This window comes from Streptomyces fractus (genome assembly GCF_049844455.1).
GTDB classification, from domain to species: domain Bacteria; phylum Actinomycetota; class Actinomycetes; order Streptomycetales; family Streptomycetaceae; genus Streptomyces; species Streptomyces fractus.
The window spans coordinates 2,549,092-2,569,419 of the sequence record NZ_JBMYHI010000002.1; the positions used below are offsets into that span (position 1 = coordinate 2,549,092).

General features: G+C 70.9%; 18 protein-coding genes and 1 pseudogene. 11 read left to right on the forward strand and 8 right to left on the reverse strand.

Annotation, left to right across the window (positions count from 1 at the left end):
• Positions 1-11: 11 nt before the first annotated feature.
• Positions 12-845, reverse strand: a complete 834-nt coding sequence (locus ACP4E5_RS13375) for a pentapeptide repeat-containing protein (protein WP_425828315.1) — start codon at positions 843-845, stop codon at positions 12-14.
• A gap of 131 nt (positions 846-976) precedes the next feature.
• Between ACP4E5_RS13375 and ACP4E5_RS13380 the strand changes: the two genes are divergently transcribed.
• From ACP4E5_RS13380 to ACP4E5_RS13410, 7 genes are all read left to right on the forward strand, one after another.
• Positions 977-1,753 carry an alpha/beta fold hydrolase gene (locus ACP4E5_RS13380; RefSeq protein WP_425828317.1) on the forward strand — a complete coding sequence of 259 codons (777 nt, stop codon included), beginning with the start codon at positions 977-979 and terminating at the stop codon, positions 1,751-1,753.
• The gene (locus ACP4E5_RS13385; protein ID WP_425828319.1) at positions 1,750-3,006 is read left to right on the forward strand and encodes a cytochrome P450; all 1,257 of its coding nucleotides are present in this window, start codon (positions 1,750-1,752) and stop codon (positions 3,004-3,006) included. Before ACP4E5_RS13380 ends, ACP4E5_RS13385 begins: the two co-directional genes overlap by 4 nt.
• A gap of 43 nt (positions 3,007-3,049) precedes the next feature.
• On the forward strand, positions 3,050-3,715 hold the full coding sequence (locus tag ACP4E5_RS13390) for an ADP-ribosyltransferase (RefSeq protein ID WP_425841275.1): 666 nt from the start codon (positions 3,050-3,052) through the stop codon (positions 3,713-3,715).
• A gap of 103 nt (positions 3,716-3,818) precedes the next feature.
• The gene (locus ACP4E5_RS13395; RefSeq protein ID WP_425828321.1) at positions 3,819-4,331 is read left to right on the forward strand and encodes a CU044_2847 family protein; all 513 of its coding nucleotides are present in this window, start codon (positions 3,819-3,821) and stop codon (positions 4,329-4,331) included.
• Positions 4,328-6,520 carry a VMAP-C domain-containing protein gene (locus ACP4E5_RS13400; protein WP_425828323.1) on the forward strand — a complete coding sequence of 731 codons (2,193 nt, stop codon included), beginning with the start codon at positions 4,328-4,330 and terminating at the stop codon, positions 6,518-6,520. Before ACP4E5_RS13395 ends, ACP4E5_RS13400 begins: the two co-directional genes overlap by 4 nt.
• Positions 6,517-7,509, forward strand: coding sequence for an AAA family ATPase (locus tag ACP4E5_RS13405; RefSeq protein ID WP_425828325.1), 993 nt, complete (start codon positions 6,517-6,519; stop codon positions 7,507-7,509). Before ACP4E5_RS13400 ends, ACP4E5_RS13405 begins: the two co-directional genes overlap by 4 nt.
• Positions 7,510-7,589: 80 nt before the next feature.
• Positions 7,590-11,033: an SAV_2336 N-terminal domain-related protein gene (locus ACP4E5_RS13410; protein WP_425828327.1), complete on the forward strand. Its 3,444-nt coding sequence runs from the start codon at positions 7,590-7,592 to the stop codon at positions 11,031-11,033.
• A gap of 50 nt (positions 11,034-11,083) precedes the next feature.
• Here ACP4E5_RS13410 and ACP4E5_RS13415 read toward each other — a convergent pair.
• From ACP4E5_RS13415 to ACP4E5_RS13425, 3 genes and pseudogenes are all read right to left on the reverse strand, one after another.
• A pseudogene (locus ACP4E5_RS13415) lies at positions 11,084-11,185 on the reverse strand (peptide-methionine (R)-S-oxide reductase); the annotation flags it as partial.
• A 51-nt stretch (positions 11,186-11,236) separates the two neighbouring features.
• Positions 11,237-11,689 carry a hypothetical protein gene (locus tag ACP4E5_RS13420; RefSeq protein WP_425828329.1) on the reverse strand — a complete coding sequence of 151 codons (453 nt, stop codon included), beginning with the start codon at positions 11,687-11,689 and terminating at the stop codon, positions 11,237-11,239.
• Between the two features lie 29 nt (positions 11,690-11,718).
• On the reverse strand, positions 11,719-12,045 hold the full coding sequence (locus ACP4E5_RS13425) for a hypothetical protein (protein ID WP_425828331.1): 327 nt from the start codon (positions 12,043-12,045) through the stop codon (positions 11,719-11,721).
• Positions 12,046-12,256: 211 nt separating this feature from the next.
• On the opposite strand from ACP4E5_RS13425, the gene ACP4E5_RS13430 reads away from it, so the two are divergent.
• The gene (locus tag ACP4E5_RS13430) at positions 12,257-12,949 is read left to right on the forward strand and encodes a DUF6907 domain-containing protein (RefSeq protein ID WP_425828333.1); all 693 of its coding nucleotides are present in this window, start codon (positions 12,257-12,259) and stop codon (positions 12,947-12,949) included.
• 78 nt (positions 12,950-13,027) lie between these two features.
• Here ACP4E5_RS13430 and msrB read toward each other — a convergent pair whose 3' ends face one another.
• The 4 genes from msrB to ACP4E5_RS13450 form a co-directional block, all read right to left on the reverse strand.
• Positions 13,028-13,438 carry a peptide-methionine (R)-S-oxide reductase MsrB gene (msrB, locus tag ACP4E5_RS13435; protein ID WP_425828335.1) on the reverse strand — a complete coding sequence of 137 codons (411 nt, stop codon included), beginning with the start codon at positions 13,436-13,438 and terminating at the stop codon, positions 13,028-13,030.
• 5 nt (positions 13,439-13,443) lie between these two features.
• Positions 13,444-14,850 (reverse strand): UDP-N-acetylmuramate--L-alanine ligase, encoded by a 1,407-nt coding sequence (murC, locus tag ACP4E5_RS13440; RefSeq protein ID WP_425828336.1) that lies wholly within the window; start codon positions 14,848-14,850, stop codon positions 13,444-13,446.
• Between the two features lie 119 nt (positions 14,851-14,969).
• Positions 14,970-15,425 (reverse strand): indole-3-glycerol phosphate synthase, encoded by a 456-nt coding sequence (locus tag ACP4E5_RS13445; RefSeq protein ID WP_422434539.1) that lies wholly within the window; start codon positions 15,423-15,425, stop codon positions 14,970-14,972.
• Between the two features lie 200 nt (positions 15,426-15,625).
• A complete protein-coding gene (locus ACP4E5_RS13450) occupies positions 15,626-16,438 on the reverse strand; it encodes a pyrimidine reductase family protein (RefSeq protein ID WP_425828338.1) in 813 nt (270 codons plus the stop codon).
• Positions 16,439-16,694: 256 nt separating this feature from the next.
• On the opposite strand from ACP4E5_RS13450, the gene zapE reads away from it, so the two are divergent.
• The 3 genes from zapE to ACP4E5_RS13465 all read left to right on the forward strand — a co-directional run bounded on the left by zapE (position 16,695) and on the right by ACP4E5_RS13465 (position 20,298).
• Positions 16,695-17,765 carry a cell division protein ZapE gene (gene zapE / locus ACP4E5_RS13455; protein WP_425841277.1) on the forward strand — a complete coding sequence of 357 codons (1,071 nt, stop codon included), beginning with the start codon at positions 16,695-16,697 and terminating at the stop codon, positions 17,763-17,765.
• Between the two features lie 128 nt (positions 17,766-17,893).
• On the forward strand, positions 17,894-19,276 hold the full coding sequence (locus tag ACP4E5_RS13460) for a PhoX family protein (RefSeq protein WP_425828340.1): 1,383 nt from the start codon (positions 17,894-17,896) through the stop codon (positions 19,274-19,276).
• Positions 19,277-19,419: 143 nt separating this feature from the next.
• A complete protein-coding gene (locus ACP4E5_RS13465; RefSeq protein WP_425828342.1) occupies positions 19,420-20,298 on the forward strand; it encodes a TroA family protein in 879 nt (292 codons plus the stop codon).
• The last annotated feature ends 30 nt before the right edge of the window (positions 20,299-20,328 follow it).

Here is a 20,328-nt window from a genome sequence, read left to right on the forward strand (position 1 = left end):
TCCCGAAGGGGCTACGCCCAGTGCGCGGGGCGCCGCAGACCCGCCGGAATGCGGGTCGTGGCGTCGCCGCGCGCCGCGTTCACCTGCGCCTGGGTGAGGAACAGCGCCCCGGTGAGGTCGGCGCCCGCGAGCCGGGCGTCCCGCAGGTCCGCGCCGATCAGGTCGGCCGAGCGGAGGTCGGCGCCGGTCAGATCCGCCGCGACGAGAAGGGCGCCGCGCAGATTGGCGCCCCGTAGGTCGGCCTTTGTGAACCGGGCCCCCACCAGGTCGGCGCCCCGGTGGTTCTTCTTGCGGCCCAGGGCGCCGGGCACGTCGGCGCGTACCAGTTCGCTGGCCTTCAGCAGCAGGGCGTTCACGTCGCTCCGGACGGCCGGCACGTCGGCGGCGACGAGTTCGTCGCTACGCGCGCGGGTCAGCCGCTCGATGTCCTCACGGGCCCGCCGGGCGTCGCCGTGCACGGCACCGGCCGCGGCCAGCTCCAGAACGTCGCTCAAGTACCAGAGCAGCTCGTGCAGTTGACGCATGACCGGGAAGGCCTCGTACATGACCCTGGCGCTCTCGGGCCGCTCGCGCCAGCTGACGCCCTCGAAGGTGACCTGGGAGATTCTCTGTCCCGCGCCGAAGCAGTCGAAGACGGTGCAGCCGGGGTATCCCTCGTCGCGCAGCCCGGCGTGGATGCCGCAGCGGAAGTCGCCCTGAAGATTGCGGCAGGGCGTGCCCGCGTCCTTGTTGTGCGCGAAGTCGTGCGACTTGGCGAAGGGGAGTGCGACGCAGCACAGGCCGAAGCAGTCGGCGCAATCGGCGCGCAGGTCGGGGCGGTCGAGAGGCGCTTCGGGGGAGGTCACCCGCCCATTGTCGCCGATCGGAGCGGGCGCACTCGTTCACGCGCGCGTGCGCCCTCTTGTGGCCGGGCACGGCGCCGCGCCACCTTGGAGGCGTCCCGCACCGCCCGAAGTCCCACCCCCTGGGAGTCGACGTGGCCTCCTCTTTCGTCCTGCCGTACGAACTGCACGGTGACGGCTCGCACAAGGTGATCGCGGTGCACGGCTGGTTCGCCGACCGCGCCGCCTACGCGCCGATCGTGCCCGACCTCGACCGCACGACCTTCCAGTACGCGCTCGTGGACCTGCGCGGCTACGGGGAGGCGAAACAGACGCCGGGCGCGTACACGACGACCGAGGCCGCCGCGGATGTGCTCGACCTCGCGGACCGGCTCGGCTGGGAGCGGTTCTCGCTGATCGGGCACTCCATGGGCGGCAGCGTCGCGCAGCGCGTGGTGGCGAACGCGCCGCGGCGGGTGCGGCGCATCGTCGGGGTGTCCCCGGTCCCGGCCTCCGGTCTGCCGATGCCGCCCGAGCAGCGGGAGCTTTTCGTGTCGGCCGACACCTCGCCCGCCAACCGCCGGGCGATCATCGACGTCACGACGGGCGGCGTACGGCCCGCCGCGTGGCTGGACCGCATGGTGGCGCGCTCGCTCGCGTGCAGCGACGCCAAGGCCTTCCGGGCCTGGCTCGACTCGTGGACCGGCGACGACTTCCACGCGGACCTGGAGCCCTGTACGGTCCCCGCGCTCGCGATCACCGGGCAGCTCGACCCGGCCCTGGCGGCGCCCCTGATGCGGTCGACATGGCTGACCTGGTTCACCCGCGGCGAGCTCGTCGACCTCCCCGTGTGCGGCCACTACGCGATGGACGAGGCGCCGCTCGCGCTGATCCGCGTCATGGAGGACTTCCTGCGGGCGGACGGCTCGTGACGCCCACCGTCCCCGATGTCTTCGACCCGCGCGTGTACGCGCGTGGCGTCCCGCACGACCGCTACCGGACGCTGCGCGATCACCATCCGGTGGCCTGGCAGCCGGAGCCCGCGGTCCTGGGCTGGCCGGAGGGCCCCGGCTTCTGGGCGGTCACCCGGCACGCGGACGTGGTGCGGGTCCTCAAGGACGCGTCGGCGTACTCCTCGTACCTGGGCGCGACCCAGATCCGCGATCCGGACCCGGCGGACCTCCCGTTCATCCGCGGCATGATGCTCAACCAGGACCCGCCCGCCCACGGCAGGCTGCGCCGTCTGGTGAGCCGGGCGTTCACGCCGCGCCGGGTGGAGGCGTTCGAGGAGTCGGCACGGAACCGGGCAAGAACCCTGCTGCGCAAGGCGCTTGACGAGGACACGGACACGGCCTCGGTGGACCTGGTCGCCACGGTCACCGACGACTACGCCCTCCTGAACCTGGCCGACCTCCTGGGCGTCCCGGAGTCCGACCGCGCGCTGCTGCTGCACTGGACCCGCCGCGTCATCGGCTACCAGGACCCGGAGGAGACGTCCCCCGCGGCCACCACCGGCCCACCGGTGAACCCGCGCTCCCCCTCCGCGCTGGCCGACATGTTCGCGTACGCCGACGAGCTGACGGCCCACAAGCGCGCCCACCCGGCCGACGACATCATGACGACGCTCGCCACGGACCCCGACCTCACCCCACCCGAACGCCAGATGTTCTTCTTCCTGCTCACCGTCGCGGGCAACGACACGGTCCGCAGCGCGGCCCCGGGCGGCCTGGCGCTGCTTGCCGGTTCCCCGTCCGCGTACGAGCAACTCCGCACGGGAAAAGCGTCCTTGCCCCTCGCCCTCGACGAGCTGCTGCGCCGCCACCCGCCCGTCCTGACCTTCCGCCGCACGGCGACCGAGGACACGGCCCTGGCGGGTACCCCCATCAAGCGGGGCGACAAGGTGGTCGTCTTCCACGCCTCCGCCAACCACGACGAACGCGTCTTCCCGGACCCGTTCACCCTGGACCCGGCCCGCACCCCCAACCCGCACGTCTCCTTCGGCGACGGCCCGCACGTCTGCCTGGGCGCCCACTTCGCCCGCCTCCAACTACAGGTGCTGTACGAGGAGGTGGGCCGAACGCTCCCGTCCCTGACGCTCGCGGCCCCACCGAAACGCCTGGTCTCGAACTTCATCAACGGGATCAAGGAACTACGGGTGCACCGGCACACGCCCACGATCCGGTGATTGGCGGGGTTCCTGGTCGCGGCACCCGATGGTTCTGCTCATGATGATCAAGAAGTTCCCCCGAACCGCCCGCCGCCTCGCCACCGCCCTGCCCGCCGCCGCGGTGTCCGTGCTGGCCCTCGCCTCCGCGCCGTCGGCCACGGCAGGCGCCCCGGACGCCGACACCGCGAAGTCCCCCACGGCCGTGGCGAAGGCGGCGCCCTCCTGCCCCGTCGTCCCGGACCGCCTCTACGCGGCCATCGACCGCGTCCCCCTCTACAAAATCTCGCCGACCCCGGAGTACCGGAACGACTGCCAGACCCTGTACCGGGCGGACGGGCGCGCTCCGGCGGTCATCTTCAAGGAGGGCTTCGAGGCGAAGGACGTGAAGCACGGGCAGTACGACCTGGAGAAGTACGTCCTCAAGAACCAGCCGTCCCCGTTCGTCTCCACCACCCGCGATCACGACCTCTTCAAGAAGTGGACCAAGTGGATGAGGGGCGGCGCGTACAACTACTACGTGGACGCCCCGAACGGCATCGACGTCAACGAGACGATCGGCGACACGCACAAGTACGCCGACCAGGTGGAGGTCGCCTTTCCCGGCGGAGTCTCCTCGCGCTTCATCATCGGCGCCTGCCCGATCAACAAGGAGACCAACACCGAGCGCATGTCCGACTGCGTGAGCAACCCGGCCTTCCGGCCGGTGACGGCCGGGACCGCACAGTAGGAGCGCACACAACCTGACGCAACTTTGGCTTCAATGCATCGATTACGTAACCGAGTTGAGGCCAGGGGGACTCTCGCGCCACGTGTCTCTGCACAATACATACATGGCCATCGAGAACCCTGCCTCCCAAGCCGCGCTGGAGTCCTTCGCCGACGGCACACCGGTCAGGTTCGTCGTCTCCGAAGGACCGGCGGTGGGGGGCGGACCCTCGGCCGGCGATGAGGAGACATCGGAGCGAGCCAGACGGGCCGCCGACCGGCCGGACGGAATGGGAACCGCGGTGCCGGTCGGGCGCGGCGGGCAGATCGTCGCCAACATGTCGGGCGAGGTGCTGAGGCAAACCCTGCGCCCGATCAAGCCTCTCCTTGAAGAAGTGCACCATGCGGCGAGCCGGACGGCCGTGCCGCCATCAGAGCTCAGCGTAAGTTTCGGTGTCCAGATCGGCAGCGACCTCAAGTTCGGCGTCGTCAGCGCCAATGGGCAGGCCCATCTGACAGTGTCGGCGAGCTGGCAGCTATCGGAGACCGGGCAGAACGGCGCGGACACCTCGACCACATCCCAGGACGGCGAGGACGACACACGGCCCGAAGGTGAATCCGCGACAGGCACCGCGTGAGCACCGCCTTCGAGAGCGGCCACATACCGGGAATGGTCGGCGACCGACCTCCGCACACCATGGTCTCCATTCGCAGCTCCAAAGCCCAGAGGTCGTCGGGCGCCGGCGTACTGCTCGGCGCCGGAATGGCACTCACCTGCGCTCATGTCGTCAACGACGCACTGAACCGGGAGCACTTCGCGCAGGAGACTCCGGGAGACTCGGAGGTCGTCGTCGATCTCCCTCGCCACGCATACGGCCAGTCCGGTACCGCGCGGGTCGACGTGTGGATACCTCCGGTCGCCGGGGACGGTGGCCCGGTCGCGGCGGACCTCGACGACTTCTGGCTTGGCGACCTCGCGGTGCTGCGACTCACCGCGCCCGCGGCGGAGTCAGCCCCGCCGCCTCCGGTGTACGCACCCATGCGGTCGGGGCAGCGGGTGCGCGCCTGGCACGGTAGCGGCGCCCTGAGCACCTTCGCCGACGCGATGGTCAAGACATGTGACGATGCCATCGCCTTCATGGACGGCTACCCCACCGGGCTGGCCATCGGGCCCGGATACAGTGGCGGTCCGCTCTGCCATCTGGACACCGGGGACGTGGTCGGGTTGGTCGCCGCGCACTTCATGCCGAACCCGGGGCAGCCGTATCACCCGCAGCAGATGACCCGCCGCAGTTGGGTCATCCCCTGGCAGCGGATCGAGAAAGACCTGCGCATGGCAGGCGTGCAGCTGATATCTCACGAGACCGGACCACGGACTGCGCACGAACACGACCACGGCTACCACGCATTGGTCACCGCTCTGGAGCGGTTCCTGCCATACGGATATCGACGACAGGACATCGCGCAGTCCGTCGCGAAGTCGTGCAAGGTGGCGATGGGCGCCCGGGTGGCCGGATCGGAGGATCTGGCCGGGTTCCTGCTCGATCATCCTCGGGCCGTCGCAGCGCTGTCGGTCAAACTGCATTCGGCCGACCCCGCCGCCGCTCGGGCCGTCCTGGAGGCCGGCCGGATGTCGTCCGTGCCGCTGCTGCTCGCCCCAACCGAGCACGACCAACTGCTACGACTGATTGACGAATTGGGTGAACCGGCCGCCCCGCTCCTGGCCAAGTCGGCTGCCGCCGCGCTGCCGCTGCTCGACCTGCCGGCGGCCCCCGGCGCCCGGCCGCTCCTCGAACACCTGGAGACCCTGCCCGGTGACAGCCGCTCCGACGAGAACGGCATCAGGGTGCCTGCCCTGCTCCGGGCCACCGAGTTCCTGGCCACTGCAGTGTCCGCGGTTCAGCAGAGCGGACTGCGACTGTGGGCGGACGCGGTCGCGCAGCGGCTGTTCATCCCACCGGGAGCGCTGCAGGAGCGGCGGTCGGACGCCAAGGAGTGGGCTGCCCGCAAACGGCCAGAACCGGGCGAGCGGCCACGCCTGCTGATCCAGGTACGCTCCACCGGTCCGGACCGGTGGCGGATCAGGATCTGGTCCGACCGGGGTAACGGTCCACAGCCGGTGGCCGTCCCCGGCGGACAGCCCATGGCGAGCTCGCAGGCGGCACTTCACATCCGACGGGTACTGGAGTCGCCGGCCCTGAGCCGACTGGACGGGCCCCCACCGTTGGTGACCACGCTGGTGGACCGGGCCGGCTTGAACACCCCCGTGGACGCCTGGAGCGCGGCGGAGCCGGACGATCTGGTTCCCGCCGTACTCGGAGCGGAGTACCCAGTGACGGTGCACTGCCCCGAACTCATCGAGCGCAGCAAGCGGTTCGTCCCCGCGTGGCGCAGCCGCTGGAAGCAGATCGACGACGGGCAGGCGCTCACGCTGTCCGGGCGGACCTTGTCGAAGACCGCCGCCTACGGGCAACTCCTGGAGAATCCGGAGGCTGTCCGGGTCACGGTTGACCTGCCCGCCAGTGTGCGGGACGACGTGGTGGTGCTCTGCATGTCAATGGGGGTGCCCGTCGTGGTCTGGGACCGCGAGCGCGGCGTGGACGTGCCGGTGGACCACGAGCGGGACGAGGGCACCCCCGGGTCCCGGGCCCTGGACCATCTTGACACCGTGCCCACTCATGAACTTCCCGACGGGGTACGCGCCTACCGCGCCAAACAACTGAGTCGACCCGCGGAACATCCAGGGCAGCCCGTCGTGGGGTGGGCAGACGCGGAGCGGCCACTGCCCCGACTCCATCTGGCCGAACCCGAGGAGAGCGAACGGTGAGTTCCGACCGACTGCCCGCTGCCGGCAACGGGGCCGGGCCCGCCCCGGGCGATCAGTGGCGCCTGTTCCGCGGCGACGGCGTGGCACGCCCTGTGACCCTGCCTGATGCCCCGCCCTGGCGGCGCTTCACCGCACAGGATGCCCGGAGGGATCGCGGCCCCGCCCCGTACCTGATCGAGCCCCAGCACGCGGATGTGGTCAATGCCGCACTGCATCTGCGCCGCCCGCTCCTGGTGACAGGGCCCGCGGGGGCCGGGAAATCCTCCCTGGCCCGAGCCCTCGCGCATGAACTCTCGCTCGGTGAACCGCTGCGGTGGCCGGTCAACAGCCAGTCCACGGTTCAGGAGGCGCTGTACCGCTACGACGCCATCGGCCGACTGCGGGAGTCCACGCTCCGCCGTGACAAGGGGGAAGTGGAGCCCTCCATCGGCGAGTTCATCCGGCTCGGTGCGCTGGGGACCGCGCTGGTCCCGGCCGATCGGCCGCGAGTTCTACTGGTCGACGAGATGGACAAGGGTGACATCGACCTGCCCAACGACCTCCTCACCGTGTTCGAGGACGGCGTATTCGAGATACCGGAGCTGGCGCGGCTCCCTGACGACCAGCGAGATCTCAAGGTCTTCACAGCGGACCATCGCGATCGGGTATCCATCCGCCACGGCCTGGTCCAGTGCACCGAATTCCCGGTGGTGGTCATCACCAGCAACGGGGAGCGCGACTTCCCGCCGGCGTTCCTGCGCCGCTGCATTCGACTCGATCTGCCAGCTCCGGGCGAGGACCGGCTGCGCGCCATCGTCAGCGCTCACCTCGGCGCGGACGCGCTGAGCGCATCGGACGGACTCCTCACCGCGTTCCTCGGCCGCCGCAACTCCGGGGAGCTGGCAACCGACCAGTTGCTCAACGCGGTCTTCCTGCGCAAGGGGGGAATCGACCTGGACGCGGAAGGTCTGCTGGACGCCGTGCTGCACCAGCTGAGCGATGGGATGTAGCACGGCGGCGGCGCGCGGCACAGCGGCCACCCGTACCAGGGACGGAAGACGAGGGACACAGAGCAGGAGGCGGGAGAGCGGTGGGCAAGGGAACGGGAAACGGAGTGCCGGACACGGCTGCCGGGCGTCGACTCACCCGTGTCCTGGAAGTCGTCCGCGCCGCAGGCTGCGAGCTCGACGCGGAGGAAACCCTCGACATTCTGTGGCTGGCCGACCGTGTTCCCGACGGCATGCGGATCGGAGCGCTCGCCGTTCCTGAGCCACCCGCACCCGCCCCGGCTCCCACCGTCGCGGAACCGGACTCCGCACGGGCCTCCGGCGCGCTCCCCGACGTCACGGAGCCCGAGCCAGACGATGAGCCCGCCGGCCCGACCCAACCCGCCGAACTCTTCGCCACGGCCCGCCCGTTACCCTCGCCCGACCTGCTCTCCGCCCGCCATCGGGCCGGCCCCAGGTCGTCCGACCGGCCTCGTCGCGAAGACCGTCCCGCCAAAGCCGTGCGCGTCGCACAGAGTGCCGCTCTCGCGGAGCGAGGGGGCACCGCCCGCGCCCTGCGGCCCCTGCGCCTTCGCCGGCCGAGCCGACACCGCTGGGAGCTCGACGAGCCGGCCACGGCCGCCGCGCTCGCCGAGAGCGGACTTCCCGACGTGGTACTCAGACCCGCACGCGAACGCTGGCTTCATTTGGTGCTACTCGTCGACGACGGACTACCGATGCTGCTGTGGCACCGGCTCGCCGCTGACCTGCGTGCCACCCTGACGCACCTCGGCGCGTTCACCTCGGTACGCGTGCTCGGCCTGAACAGCCAGGGATCCCGCGAACCACTCCTACACGCCCGTCCTTTCCGGTCGGGAAGCGCTCCCGTCACCCCGACCTCCCTCGTGGACACCTCCGGCCGCACCCTGGTCCTCACGGTCACCGACGGGCTTGGCGCGGCCTGGCGAAGCGGCGCTCTGCATCCGCTGCTCGCTTTGTGGGCTCGGCACGGTCCATCGGCGATCCTTCAGGTCCTGCCACCAGAGCTGTGGGAGTCCTCCGGGGTTCGGGCCGAGTCCTGGCGCGTGACCAGTCGGCGTGTCGGCGGCCCCAACACGTCGTGGGAAATAAGCGACCCGGTACTCCCCAAGGATCTCGTCCGCTACGACGAGGTTCCCGTACCCGTTCTCCAGCCGTCCCCTGGCCCGCTGGCCGACTGGGCGAGCCTGCTCGCCTCGCCCGGCGCCACCCGGGAACTCAAGCTGCTCGCCCCGCCCTCCGGCACACCCTCCCGCGAGCTGCTGCGCGACCGGCTTCACCTCCCGCACTTCCGCAGCGCCGCCTCACCCGAGGCGTACCGGCTCGCCGCCCACCTGGCGGCGGTGGCCCCTTTGACGGTTCCAGTGATGCGTCTGGTACAGGAAGCGCTGCGTGCCGAGACCGCGCAGCTCGCCGAGGTCTTCCTCGGCGGCCTGGTCGAGCCACGGCCTTCGCCCGTCACCGACCCCACCCCCGCACAGCGCGTATTCGACTTCACCGACGAGGCTCGCAACGCCCTTCTCGACACAGTGCCACACGCCGAACTCCTCGCTACCGGACGGGCTGTGGGCCAACGGATCGATCAACTCGCCGGCCGTGCACCGGAGTTCCCTGCCTGGCTGGCCCACCCGGACGGTTCCGGAGTGGTACCCGCCGCACACCGGGCCTTCAGCAGCGTCGAGCAACGGTTGCTGCGCCGACTCGGCATCGGCACTTGGAGCGAGACCGGCGGCGCCGCACACCTGGAACCGGACGCCGAGGCCCCGGGCCCCGACGGTTGGGAGCCGCTGCGCCCCGACGACCCGGGACGCCTCGGCCCGTACACCTTGCACAGGCGAATGGGCGGGCGCCGGTTCGTGAGCTACGAAGGACGCGCCCGCGACGGCACTCCGGTCGTGGTGCGCACCGTGCCCGACAGCGCACAACTCGATGCGGTGCAGGCGCTGCGGACGGAGGCCGAGGCGCTCCGTAGGCTGCACGGCCGACTCGCGCCGGAGCCGCTGGATCTCGCGGAGACGAGTCCCCCATACTGGCTGGCCATGACCGCCCCCGGCCGGACCGACGACGCCGAGCTGGTTGCGCCGCTGCTCAGCAGCGTCCTCGCAGACTCGCGGGACACAGACGACGCTCCCTTCGACCGGCTCGCAGGGCTCTCCGTGGGCCACCAGCTGGCGACCGCGCTCAGCCTGTGTCATCTACACGGCGTTGTGCCGCAGGAGTTCACCGCAGACCGGCTGACAGTGCTGCGCCGCCAGGTATATCTCACCGATCTCTCCGGCTGTTCGGTAGACGGCCGAGGTCCGCTGCTCGAGTCTGCAGCAACGGTCGCCGACAACCTGCGCGAGCTGGGCCAGCTCCTCCAGATGATCAGTAGTCGTCCGGGAAACAGGCCTGGCGAACGCCCTGGCGGCATGCAACTGTGGCAGGGCGACACCTGGGCCCAGTTGCGCCGCCAGGTGCTCAACTGCCTGTCCGATGACCCCGCCCAGCGCCCGCCCGCCCGCGAGGTGGCCGACATCTTCGCCCGCTACCTCGCCATGCACGCCCCCCTCCACGCGCCCGTGGCCTCCGGCCCGACCGTGGTGGACCGCCGCCCACCCGTGGTTCCGCAGCCGGTCTCCCACGACCACGACCCGCTCAGCCGCCGGGGCCGCTGGTGGCTGCGCGGAACACACTTCGGCCGCCGCGCCGAGGACGTCCGACACCTCGCGGCAATACGCGGCCGTCTGGACCACTCCCTGCGGGTCACCCTGATCGGCGCCCATTCATATAGCGGCCGGGCAACCGCGACCATGGCGCTCGGTCATCTGACCGCCGCCCTGCGCCAAGAGCACATCCTGGCCGTGGACGGCGCCCCCGGGTACTCCGCGCTGAATGCGATGCTCCCGGCGGGGCCACGCGTCCCCCTGCACCGGCTCGCCACTCTGCCACCGGGCACCTCGTTCCCAGAGGTCGCCAGGCATACCGCGCGGCTGTCCACCGGTCTCGACGTGGCGGCACACCGCAGGGGCTACCTACCCGAGAGCCCGAATCACGACCAGGAGCACGCCCGGGTGCTGGCCCTCGCCGAGCCGTACTACCCATTGGTCCTGACGGACTGGGGGTCCGACCAGATCAAGGACGCGGTGTGGCCCGTACTCTCACTCACCGACCGCCTCGTGGTGTGCAGCGCCGAAGCGCCGGATCGGATCGGCGACGCGGCCCAGTTGCTCCGCAAGATACGTCTGGCCGGCTTCGGTGAACTCGCCGACGACGCCCTGGCGTTGGTGACTCTGCAGGGAACGGGCGCGCTCGGTATCCAGGGCATCCAGGACAGCCGCCCGGACCACCGGCTCCGCCAGGCCGCCGACCGCCTGGGAGTTCCTGAACGACAAGTGGTGACGATCCCCTTCGAACCAGCCTTCGTCGACCCTGGTTTCCCTACACTCAACCGACTGCGTCCGGCCACGGTGCGTGCCTTCGTACGCGTTGCGGTAGGACTGCTCGAAGCCGCACCGCGCAACACGTAAGGGCGCGGACGATCAGTCCGCCTCCGGCTCCAGCCGCAGCGAGATCGAGTTGATGCAGTACGCGCGCAGCGCACCTCGGTGCGGACCATGCCGTGGGAGCGGTCCTCGATGAGTTCCACGGCGTCGGTGTTCTTCGGGTCGTAGAAGGACGGCAGCCGTGACTCAATAACCCCAGAAGCCACAGGACTTCACTTCCGCCACACTCACACCGGGACGACGTGAACGTCCGGCGGCTGCAGCACTTCGAGGTACGCCTGGATGTCGTCCGGATCGCTGGTGAAGATCACCGCGCTGCCGTGCCGGGCAGCCGCCAACGCCACCCAGGCATCCACGGCGTCCGGGCGTTTCTTGATCGGCAGCGTTGCCTGCCCTAGCGCTGTACCGATGCGCCGCCAGTCGGCCAGGTCAGGGCCCGTGGCGCAGGCCAGGCACTCCGGGCGGCCCGCCTTCGTGTCGCGCATCGGCGGCTCGGACGTGCGGGCCTGCGGAACGGTGCAGTCCTTGAGGGTCCCGGACAGGGCGTGCACCAGAGCCGGTTTCGGCCGCCAGACCTGGGCCAGGACGGGGCCGAGCACCAGCGCCCGATGCGGCGCGGACCGAAGTCCGTCGTGCAGGGCGACCGCCTTGGCCTTGCGGGCGGCCAGCGCGATCAGCATCCCGGAGTCATATACCGGCACCCGTGCGCTCACGCGGCATGCCCCGGGCGGTGCCCCTGCCGGCCTTGGCCGTGCACGAGGTCGAGCGCCTCCTGGACCTCCCGCCGCTCCTGCTCGGTCAGCACCACCGGATCCGCGGCATGCTCGCCGCCATACCCGTCGGCGTCTCGCTCCGCAGCCGCAATGACGGCATCCACCCCGGCGAACTGTTCCTCTATGGCATCGCTCTCGGCCATCTGCCGCGTAGCCGCATGCATCAGATAAGCCGACACGTCCAGGCCCGCCCGCCCGGCATGCTCCTTGATTCGCTGAGCCTGCGTCTCGTCGAGGCTGATGCTGATCCGCGTCTTCGCCATGACCCCACCGTATGACGCGTAATACGGAACCTCAAGCGCGTCCTGTCCGCTCCCCTGAACGAGTCGGCGGACCCCTGCCACCGACGGGTGACGGGCTGCACCCTGGACCTCCACCAAGGGCCTCATAGCCGTTTCGGGAGCATACGGGGCGAGCACCGGGCATCACCGCAAAACTCCTCGACAGGCAACAACGCCGACCCGAGGAGAGACCATGACCCACCACGCAACGGTCACCGCCCTGAACCCCGCCGGCCCCGAGTGCCCCTCCTGGTGCGCTCGCGAGCCGCGTGCCGAGGCGACCGGGAGCCACATCAGCGAGCCCATCGCACTCGCCGCTCCGGCCTCCCTCAGCCCGACGACCGGAATTCCGCTCCTGTCCGTCCAACTCGCACTGGGCCATGAGGAACAGGCACACGCGGAACTGCCCAGGCTCTGGCTCGCGGCGCCCGACACCACCGCGGAGCTCGACGTCCCCGGCCTGACCGAACTCATCGATGGACTCGACGACTTCGCTCTGCGCCTGCGCGGCCTGCGCCACCGCTACGACACCGTCATCGTCGGCGACGCCGAGGAATCCATCAACGCCCGGCCGTCACCGACCCATCCGCTCGAACTCGTCGCCCCCTGCCCGCCCTGGTGCCAGTACCGGGAGAACGGCGACGACCACACAGCAGGACCTCCTCGGCCACGCCGTCGGCGACACCCGCAATGGCGGTCCGGTATAGATCACCCTCCCCACGGAGCTGAGGGCCCCTACCGCGACGAGGAAGTGGCTACGCTGCTCGCCGAGGTCCATGAATCCCAGCACGAACTGACGACTCAGGACGGCCCGGCAGCGCACCAAAGAGGAAGCCTGCCCACACGCGGCCCCTGGCCCTGGACCGTCGTGGCGGACGCCTCCTGACCACCATCGAGCCGACATCAACACCGATGCCCCCGCACGCTCCGCGCGTACGGGGCATCACCACGGACGGCTCCGCGCCTACTCGCCCTCCGCCGGCTCCAGCCGCAGTGAGATCGAGTTGATGCAGTACCGCTGATCCGTGGGCGTCTGGTAACCCTCGCCCTCGAAGACGTGGCCGAGGTGCGAGCCGCAGCGCGCGCAGCGCACCTCGGTGCGGACCATGCCGTGGGAGCGGTCCTCGATGAGTTCCACGGCGTCCGTGTCCTTCGGGTCGTAGAAGGACGGCCAGCCGCAGTGCGACTCGAACTTCTCGGTGGACGTGAAGAGCTCGGCGCCGCAGGCCCGGCAGGCGTAGACGCCCTTCGTCTTCGTGTCGGTGTACTCACCGACGAACGCGGGCTCCGTGCCGGCCTGGCGCAGCACCGCGTACTCCGCCGGGGTCAGCTCCGTGCGCCACTGCTCGTCCGGCTTCTCGACGTCGTACGACATGTGCCTCATCCCTTCAGCTGTTCAAGGATCCGCGGGCCGAGCTCCGTCACGTCGCCCGCGCCCATGGTGAGAACGAGATCGCCGGGCTTCGCCATTCCCGCGACCGCGACGACCGCCTCGTCCTTGTCTGCGGCCGCCCGCACATCGGCGCCCGCCTCGCGCGCGGCGTCGATGATCAGGGCGCTGGTGATGCCGGGGATCGGGTCCTCGCGGGCCGGGTAGATGTCGAGGACGACGGAGGCGTCCGCGAGGGCGAGGGCGGCGCCCATCTCCTTGCCCAGTTCCTGGGTGCGGGAGAAGAGGTGGGGCTGGAAGAGGACGAGGAGGCGCGAGTCGGCCGCCGCCGCGCGCATCGCCTCCAGGTCCGCCGTCATCTCCGTGGGGTGGTGGGCGTAGGAGTCGATGACCTGCACGCCGTTCACCTCGCCCTTGAGCTGGAGGCGGCGCTTGACGCCCGTGTACGACTTGAGCGCCGAGGCGAGGTTGCGGGCCGGGATGCCCATCGCGACGCCCGCCGCGAGCGCCGCCACCGCGTTCTGCGCGTAGTGGCGGCCGGGGACGGAGACCGTGAAGGTCAGCAGCTTGCCGTCGAGGAGGACGGTCACCTCGCTGGCCAGGCCGCGCGGAGTGATCTTGTGGATGCGGATGTCCGCGCCCTCGGACTCGCCGTACGTGACGACCTTGAGGGACGTCGTGTCCCGGACCCGGCGGGTCAGCTCGGCCGCGCCCGCCTGGTCCGCGGCGATGACGAGGGTGCCGCCGGGCGTGATCTTCCGGGTGAACGTCTCGAAGGACTCGTAGATCTCGTCCATCGACGCGTAGTTCGCGTGGTGGTCGAGCTCGACGTTGAGGATGATCGCGACTTCCGGCGCGTACTTGTGGAAGCTGCGGTCCGATTCGTCGGCCTCGGCGACGAAGATCTCGCCCTCGCCGTGATCGGCGTTGGAGCCCGGGACGTCCAGGTCGCCGCCGATCGCGTAGGACGGGTTCAGACCGAGGGACTTCAGGGACACCGCGAGCATCGACGTCGTGGTCGTCTTGCCGTGCGTGCCCGCCACCGCGATCGGGCGCAGGCCGTCCATCAGGGAGGCGAGCGCGTCGGAGCGGTGCACGACCGGGATGCCGAGCTCCTTGGCGCGGGCCAGCTCCGGGTTGTCCTCGCGGATGGCCGAGGAGACGACCACGCAGGTGGCGTCGGAGGCGAGGTGCCCGGCGTCGTGGCCGATGTGCACGCTCACGCCGAGCTCGCGCAGCGCCTGCGCCGTCGCGGACTCACGGGCGTCGCTGCCCGCCACGCGCGCGCCGCGCTGGGCGAGGATCTTGGCGATGCCCGACATGCCGGCGCCGCCGATGCCGATGAAGTGCGGTCGGTCCGTGTCGGCGGCGGAATTCGGCAGGCGGCCGGGTGCCATGCGTGGTCTCCCCTGGGTTCTCGGATGTTCGCGGCCGCGGTCACGACGACCGCGGCACGGGCCCCAGCCTATTGCCTCGGCCCGTACCGTCCCGACCCTCTCCCGTTTACGCCTTGGTGTTACGCCTTGCTGTGCGAGAACAGCTTCAGGACCGGTACGCCGACCTGGTGGCGGGCGCGCGAGGCCCAGTCGCGGTGGAAGAACTCCTCGACGTAGTGCGGATCGGTCAGCACGATGACCTCGTCCGCCTTCACCTCGCCGACGAGCGCCTTGAGGGCGTCCAGCGGGTGGTCCTCGATGAGCCGGCCCACCGCCTCGCTGCCCGCCTGGTGGAGCGCGGCGAGGGAGACGGCGAGGGCCTTCTCCGCCGGGCCCTTGGCCTCGTCGCCCTCGGGCACCTCGCTCTCCTTGCCCGCCTCGTCGAACTCCCCCATCGCTACGTCGTCGATGGCCCGCAGCAGGCGGTCCGCCTGGTCCCCGCGGGGCTGGAGCAGCACGTGGAAGGAGACCTCCTCCTCGCCGTGCAAAGTGGTGACGAACTCCACGTCGGCGGAGGTCAGAGCCTTCTCGATCATCAATACGCTCGTGAACACGACGGGCGCCCTTCTTCTCCTACCGTGGGCCGCCTGACGACGACCCTCCGGGTGGACCAGCGGACCTGCGGAAACCATCCTGCCCCGCATTCGCACGGGGTCTGCGAAATTTAGTGTGCCCAGCCAAAGCTAAACGGAACGACTCATTCCGCCGAATGTCGCCGTGCTGCCGACGGCAACGGCTACTGTCCGCCCCGCCGCCGGGCGTACCGGCTGAAGAGGAATCCGTCCTCCTCCAGCAGGGACGTCAGTTCGAACCGCTCCGGCACGGCCAGGGTCGAGCCGCCCGCGATCCGCTGGGCGTCCCCGGCGGTCAGCATCGGCGACACGGTCAGGCACAGCTCGTCGAGTACCCGCCCGGCCACGAACTGACCGAGCAGCCTCGGACCGCCCTCGGTGAGCAGGCGCCTCAGGCCCCGCTCGCCGAGCGCCGCCACCGCGCGGTCCGGCTCGACCGCCGCGCCGTCGCCCGCGATCAGCACCTCCACGCCGGCCGCGCGCGCGGCCGCGATCCGGTCGGCCGAGGCGCCCGCGCCGGTGAGCAGCAGCGTCGGGACCAGCGGGTCGGTGAACAGGGGCAGTTCGAAGTCGAGGTCGAGGCTCGCGCTGATCACGGCGATCTGCGGGGCGGGGCCCTGCCCGGCCGCCTTCCTGCGCTCGGCGAACGCCTCACGCGCGCGTGCGGGGCGGTAGCCCTCCAGGCGGACCGTCTCCGCGCCGACCACGACGACGTCGGCGAGCCCGCGCAGCATGCCGAAGACCCGCATGTCGGTGGCGTTGGAGATGGGCTTGGAGCGGCCGTCGTGCTGGGCCGCGCCGTCGAGCGTGGAGACCATGTTGGCCCGCAGCCACGGCGCGTGCCCGGCCTCGGGTGGGTACGCGTAGGCGTCGGCGAGCTCGTCGAGGCTCCACTCGCGCCCCTCCGGGCCCGCCTCCCTCCCCTCGTACCCCTTGCCATCTGCTGTTTCGTACGTCACAGGGAACAGGCGTCGCATGTCGTGCAGTGTGGCACGACGACTAGGTCCTGCCGTCACACTCCCGTCGTCGCCCAAAGGGCGGCCCCGCGGCGTCTGGTGAGTGCGATCGCAAGGCGCCGGAAGGTTCTAGTAGCGGAGCTACTGGGGCCTTTCGGCAACGCCGCGAGCGTGCGTGCCAGACGCCGCGGGGCAGACGGGAGTGTGACGGCAGGGCCTAAGGTGGGTAACCGTGTCGTCATCCCTCGAAGCCGCCGACTCCCGGGAGTCCAGCCAGATGGGCATCAGCCCGATACCCGACGCGTCGCCGCTGTCGCTGTGCGCCCGCGAGCCGCACGTCCCCGCGGAGCGCCTGGTCGCCGAGATGGTGCCGCCGCCCCGGTTCGACTCCGTGCGTTTCGACACGTACATACCGGACCCGAAGCAGCCCAGCCAGACCGAGGCCGTCCAGGTCCTGAGCTCCTTCGCGGCCGGTCTCGGCGGGGCGCACGCGTCCGGCTCCGGCAAGCGCCGCTGGTTCGCCAAGAAGCCCGCCACCCCGACAGGTCCGCGCGGCGTCTACCTCGACGGCGGCTACGGCGTCGGCAAGACCCACCTCCTCGCCTCCCTCTGGCACGCGACCCCCGCCGAGCCCGCGTACAAAGCGTTCGGCACGTTCGTCGAGCTGACGAACCTGGTGGGCGCGCTCGGCTTCCAGCAGACCGTGAAGACGCTCGGCGGGCACCGGCTGCTGTGCATCGACGAGTTCGAGCTGGACGATCCGGGTGACACGGTGCTCGTCTCGTCCCTCCTCGGGAAGCTCGTCGAGGCGGGCGTCGCGCTCGCCGCGACGTCGAACACGCTGCCGGGCAAGCTCGGCGAGGGCCGGTTCGCCGCCGCCGACTTCCTGCGCGAGATCCAGGGCCTTTCGGCCCACTTCAGGCCGCTGCGCATCGACGGCGACGACTACCGTCACCGCGGCCTGCCCGAGGCCCCCGCCCCGTTCACCGACGAGCAGGTCACCAAGGCGGCGTACGCCACCGAGGGCGCCTCGCTCGACGACTTCCCGCACCTTCTCGAGCACCTCGCGCGCGTGCACCCCAGCCGGTACGGCGCGCTGACGGACGACCTGAACGCCGTCTGCCTCACCGATGTGGCGGCCGTGCCCGACCAGTCGACCGCGCTGCGGCTCGTCGTCCTCGCGGACCGGCTCTACGACCGGGAGATACCCGTGCTCACATCGGGCCTTCCGTTCGACAGGCTGTTCAGCGAGGAGATGCTGAACGGCGGCTACAAGAAGAAGTACTTCCGGGCGATCTCCCGGCTGACCGCGCTCGCGCGCGACGCGAAGGCGCTCGTACAGGAGTGACCGCCGGGCGAATTGATACGTGGGTAGTGCACTGATTGTGTGCGCTACGCGCGTGGTTCCCGGGGCGAAAGGCACGTGATAAACACAGCCGGGTCACAGTTCCTGTCCGCCAGCAGGAGGTTGCACCCATGTCACGCACCGCTGACGCACGACAGCCCGCGACCCGACGTCAAGTCCTCGCCCGCTCCGGCGCCCTGGGAGTGGGCATCGCCTTCGCGGGGAACCTGTCCGAACTGTTCGCCGGCTCCGCCGCCGCCCAAGGGCGCGCCGGATACGGCCCGTTGGTGCCCGACCCGGCCGGGCTGCTCGACCTCCCGAAGGGGTTCCGCTACAAGGTCCTGTCGCGGGAGGGGGAGCAACTCCGCTCCGGCGAGGGCAAAGTGCCATCGAACCACGACGGGATGGCGGCCTTCGCCGGTAGACAGGGCCGCGTACACCTCGTGCGCAACCACGAGAACCGGGTCACCGCGAAGATCGCGGTGCCGACCGTCGAGGGTCTGACGTACGACCCGATGGGCAAGGGCGGCTGCACCGTGCTCACCGTCGACCGGAAGAACGACGTCCTGTCCGAGCGGGTCGGCATCGCCGGCACGGCGGTCAACTGCGCGGGCGGGCCCACCCCGTGGGGCACCTGGCTGACCTGCGAGGAGACCGAGGACAAGGCCGGTACGAACGGCTACACCAAGGACCACGGCTTCATCTTCGAGGTCGACCCGACCGACCCCCACCGCTCCGGCGCCGTGCCGCTCACCGCGATGGGCCGCTTCCAGCACGAGGCGATCGCCGTCGACCCGCGGCACGGGATCGTGTACGAGACGGAGGACGCCTTCGACAGGCCCTTCGGCCTCTTCTACCGCTTCCTGCCCAAGAACGCGAAGGGCGGCCTCGGTTCGCTGCGCGCGGGCGGGAAGCTCCAGGCGATGCGGGTGCCCGGCGTGCCGGACCTGTCGGCGGTCCAGGAGACCGGCGCCACGTTCAGCGGCGTCGAGTGGGTCGACGTACCGGACCCGCTGGCCGCGCAGACGCCCATCCGCAACCAGGACTTCGGCCCCAAGGGCATCACCCACGCGCAGAAGCTGGAGGGCTGCTACTGGGGCGGATCGAGCGTCTACTTCGTCTCGTCGTACGCCCGCAGCCGCGAGGGCTCGGCCGCCGACCACTACGGGCAGATCTGGCGCTACGACCCGTCGTCGCGCCGCCTGACGCTGGTCATCGTGTTCGGCCCCGACACGGACGTCCAACTGCCCGGCGAGGAGCCCGACAACATCTGCCTCGCGCCCGGCGGGGGCCTGATGGTGTGCGAGGACGGCGAGGGCGCGCAGCACGTGTTCGGAGTGACGCGCAAGGGCGAGGTGTACGCCATGGCGCGGGGCCGGCAGAACATCGGGACGGCCGACAAGCCCGAGTGGGGCGAGTTCGCCGGCGTCACGTTCTCGCCGGACGGCGACACGATGTTCGTGAACTGCTATACGCCGGGGACGACGTTCGCCGTGACGGGGCCTTGGCACTGAGGATCCAGAAGGCGTTACCGATCCCGCGCGCCGTGGCATGACCGGTCGGCCGTTCCCTCGTTCGAGGGGGCGGCCGTTCGCATGGCCGGTTTTCGCGGGTGGCGCGCCGCGTGTCGGGCGAGCGCCCTGGGCAAGGTCCCCCCATGGGAGAACGGTCAACCACAGCCTGGGAGTTCACCGACGACCGCGGGCACCGCGCGTCCGCGAGCGAGGCGCCACAGCGCGTCGTCGCCTATATACAGGCCGGGGCGAGCCTGTGGGATCTGGGCATACGCCCCGTGGGGATCTTCGGCTCGTTCCACGACGGCGACGAGCCCGATCACGCCAAGTCCGGCGCACTGCCGCTGGACGATCTCGCGTATCTGGGCGCCGGAGCGGGGCTCGGCCTGGACGACGTGCTCGCGGCGCGCCCCGACCTGGTCGTGGCGCTCACATACGGCGGCGGGCAGGTCTACGGGATCGAGCCCGATACGGCGAAGCATCTGGAGGAGCACGTCCCCGTAGCAGTGATCGACGTGGGACAGGGCCGTACGTTGGGCGGGGTGCGGGAGCGTTTCGCGGCGCTCGGGCGCTCGCTCGGGGCCTCGGAGCCCGCGGAGACGCGGGACGGACTCGCCCGCGCCGAGCGGGAGTTGGGGGTCGCTGCCCGTGGGGCGCGCGGCGTCAGGGTGCTGGCGCTCTCGGCCGCCGGGGCGGACGCGGTACATCTGGCCCGGCCCACCAAGTGGCCCGACCTGAGCGCGCTCGGCGGGCTCGGTGTCGGCATGGTGGCGCCGCCCGAGGGCCCCGGTGCCAACTGGTACACCGGGACGTGGCGGGACGTCGCCGAGATCGCCCCGGACGTCGTCCTGTCGGACGCGCGCGCCAACGCGGCGCCGCGCGAGCGGTACGCGGCCGACCCGCACTGGGCGTCCGTCGCCGGACGGGCGTCGGTGCTGCCGTGGAACCCGGAGGTCCCCGCCAGCGCCCGCGCCCACGCGGCGCTCTTCGACCAGGTGGCGGGGGCCCTGCGGGGACGTTGACGCGCCACGGACCCATGGGCGTGCGGGCCT

Coding starts and splice junctions, on each gene's coding strand:
- ACP4E5_RS13390 (WP_425841275.1), top strand. CDS start 3,050: ATGATCAAGAAGTTCCCCCGAACCGCCCGCCGCCTCGCCACCGCCCTG.
- ACP4E5_RS13395 (WP_425828321.1), top strand. CDS start 3,819: ATGGCCATCGAGAACCCTGCCTCCCAAGCCGCGCTGGAGTCCTTCGCC.
- ACP4E5_RS13420 (WP_425828329.1), bottom strand. CDS start 11,689: ATGCTGATCGCGCTGGCCGCCCGCAAGGCCAAGGCGGTCGCCCTGCAC.
- ACP4E5_RS13425 (WP_425828331.1), bottom strand. CDS start 12,045: ATGGCGAAGACGCGGATCAGCATCAGCCTCGACGAGACGCAGGCTCAG.
- ACP4E5_RS13430 (WP_425828333.1), top strand. CDS start 12,257: ATGACCCACCACGCAACGGTCACCGCCCTGAACCCCGCCGGCCCCGAG.
- msrB (WP_425828335.1), bottom strand. CDS start 13,438: ATGTCGTACGACGTCGAGAAGCCGGACGAGCAGTGGCGCACGGAGCTG.
- murC (WP_425828336.1), bottom strand. CDS start 14,850: ATGGCACCCGGCCGCCTGCCGAATTCCGCCGCCGACACGGACCGACCG.
- ACP4E5_RS13445 (WP_422434539.1), bottom strand. CDS start 15,425: ATGATCGAGAAGGCTCTGACCTCCGCCGACGTGGAGTTCGTCACCACT.
- ACP4E5_RS13450 (WP_425828338.1), bottom strand. CDS start 16,438: ATGCGACGCCTGTTCCCTGTGACGTACGAAACAGCAGATGGCAAGGGG.
- zapE (WP_425841277.1), top strand. CDS start 16,695: ATGGGCATCAGCCCGATACCCGACGCGTCGCCGCTGTCGCTGTGCGCC.
- ACP4E5_RS13460 (WP_425828340.1), top strand. CDS start 17,894: ATGTCACGCACCGCTGACGCACGACAGCCCGCGACCCGACGTCAAGTC.
- ACP4E5_RS13465 (WP_425828342.1), top strand. CDS start 19,420: ATGGGAGAACGGTCAACCACAGCCTGGGAGTTCACCGACGACCGCGGG.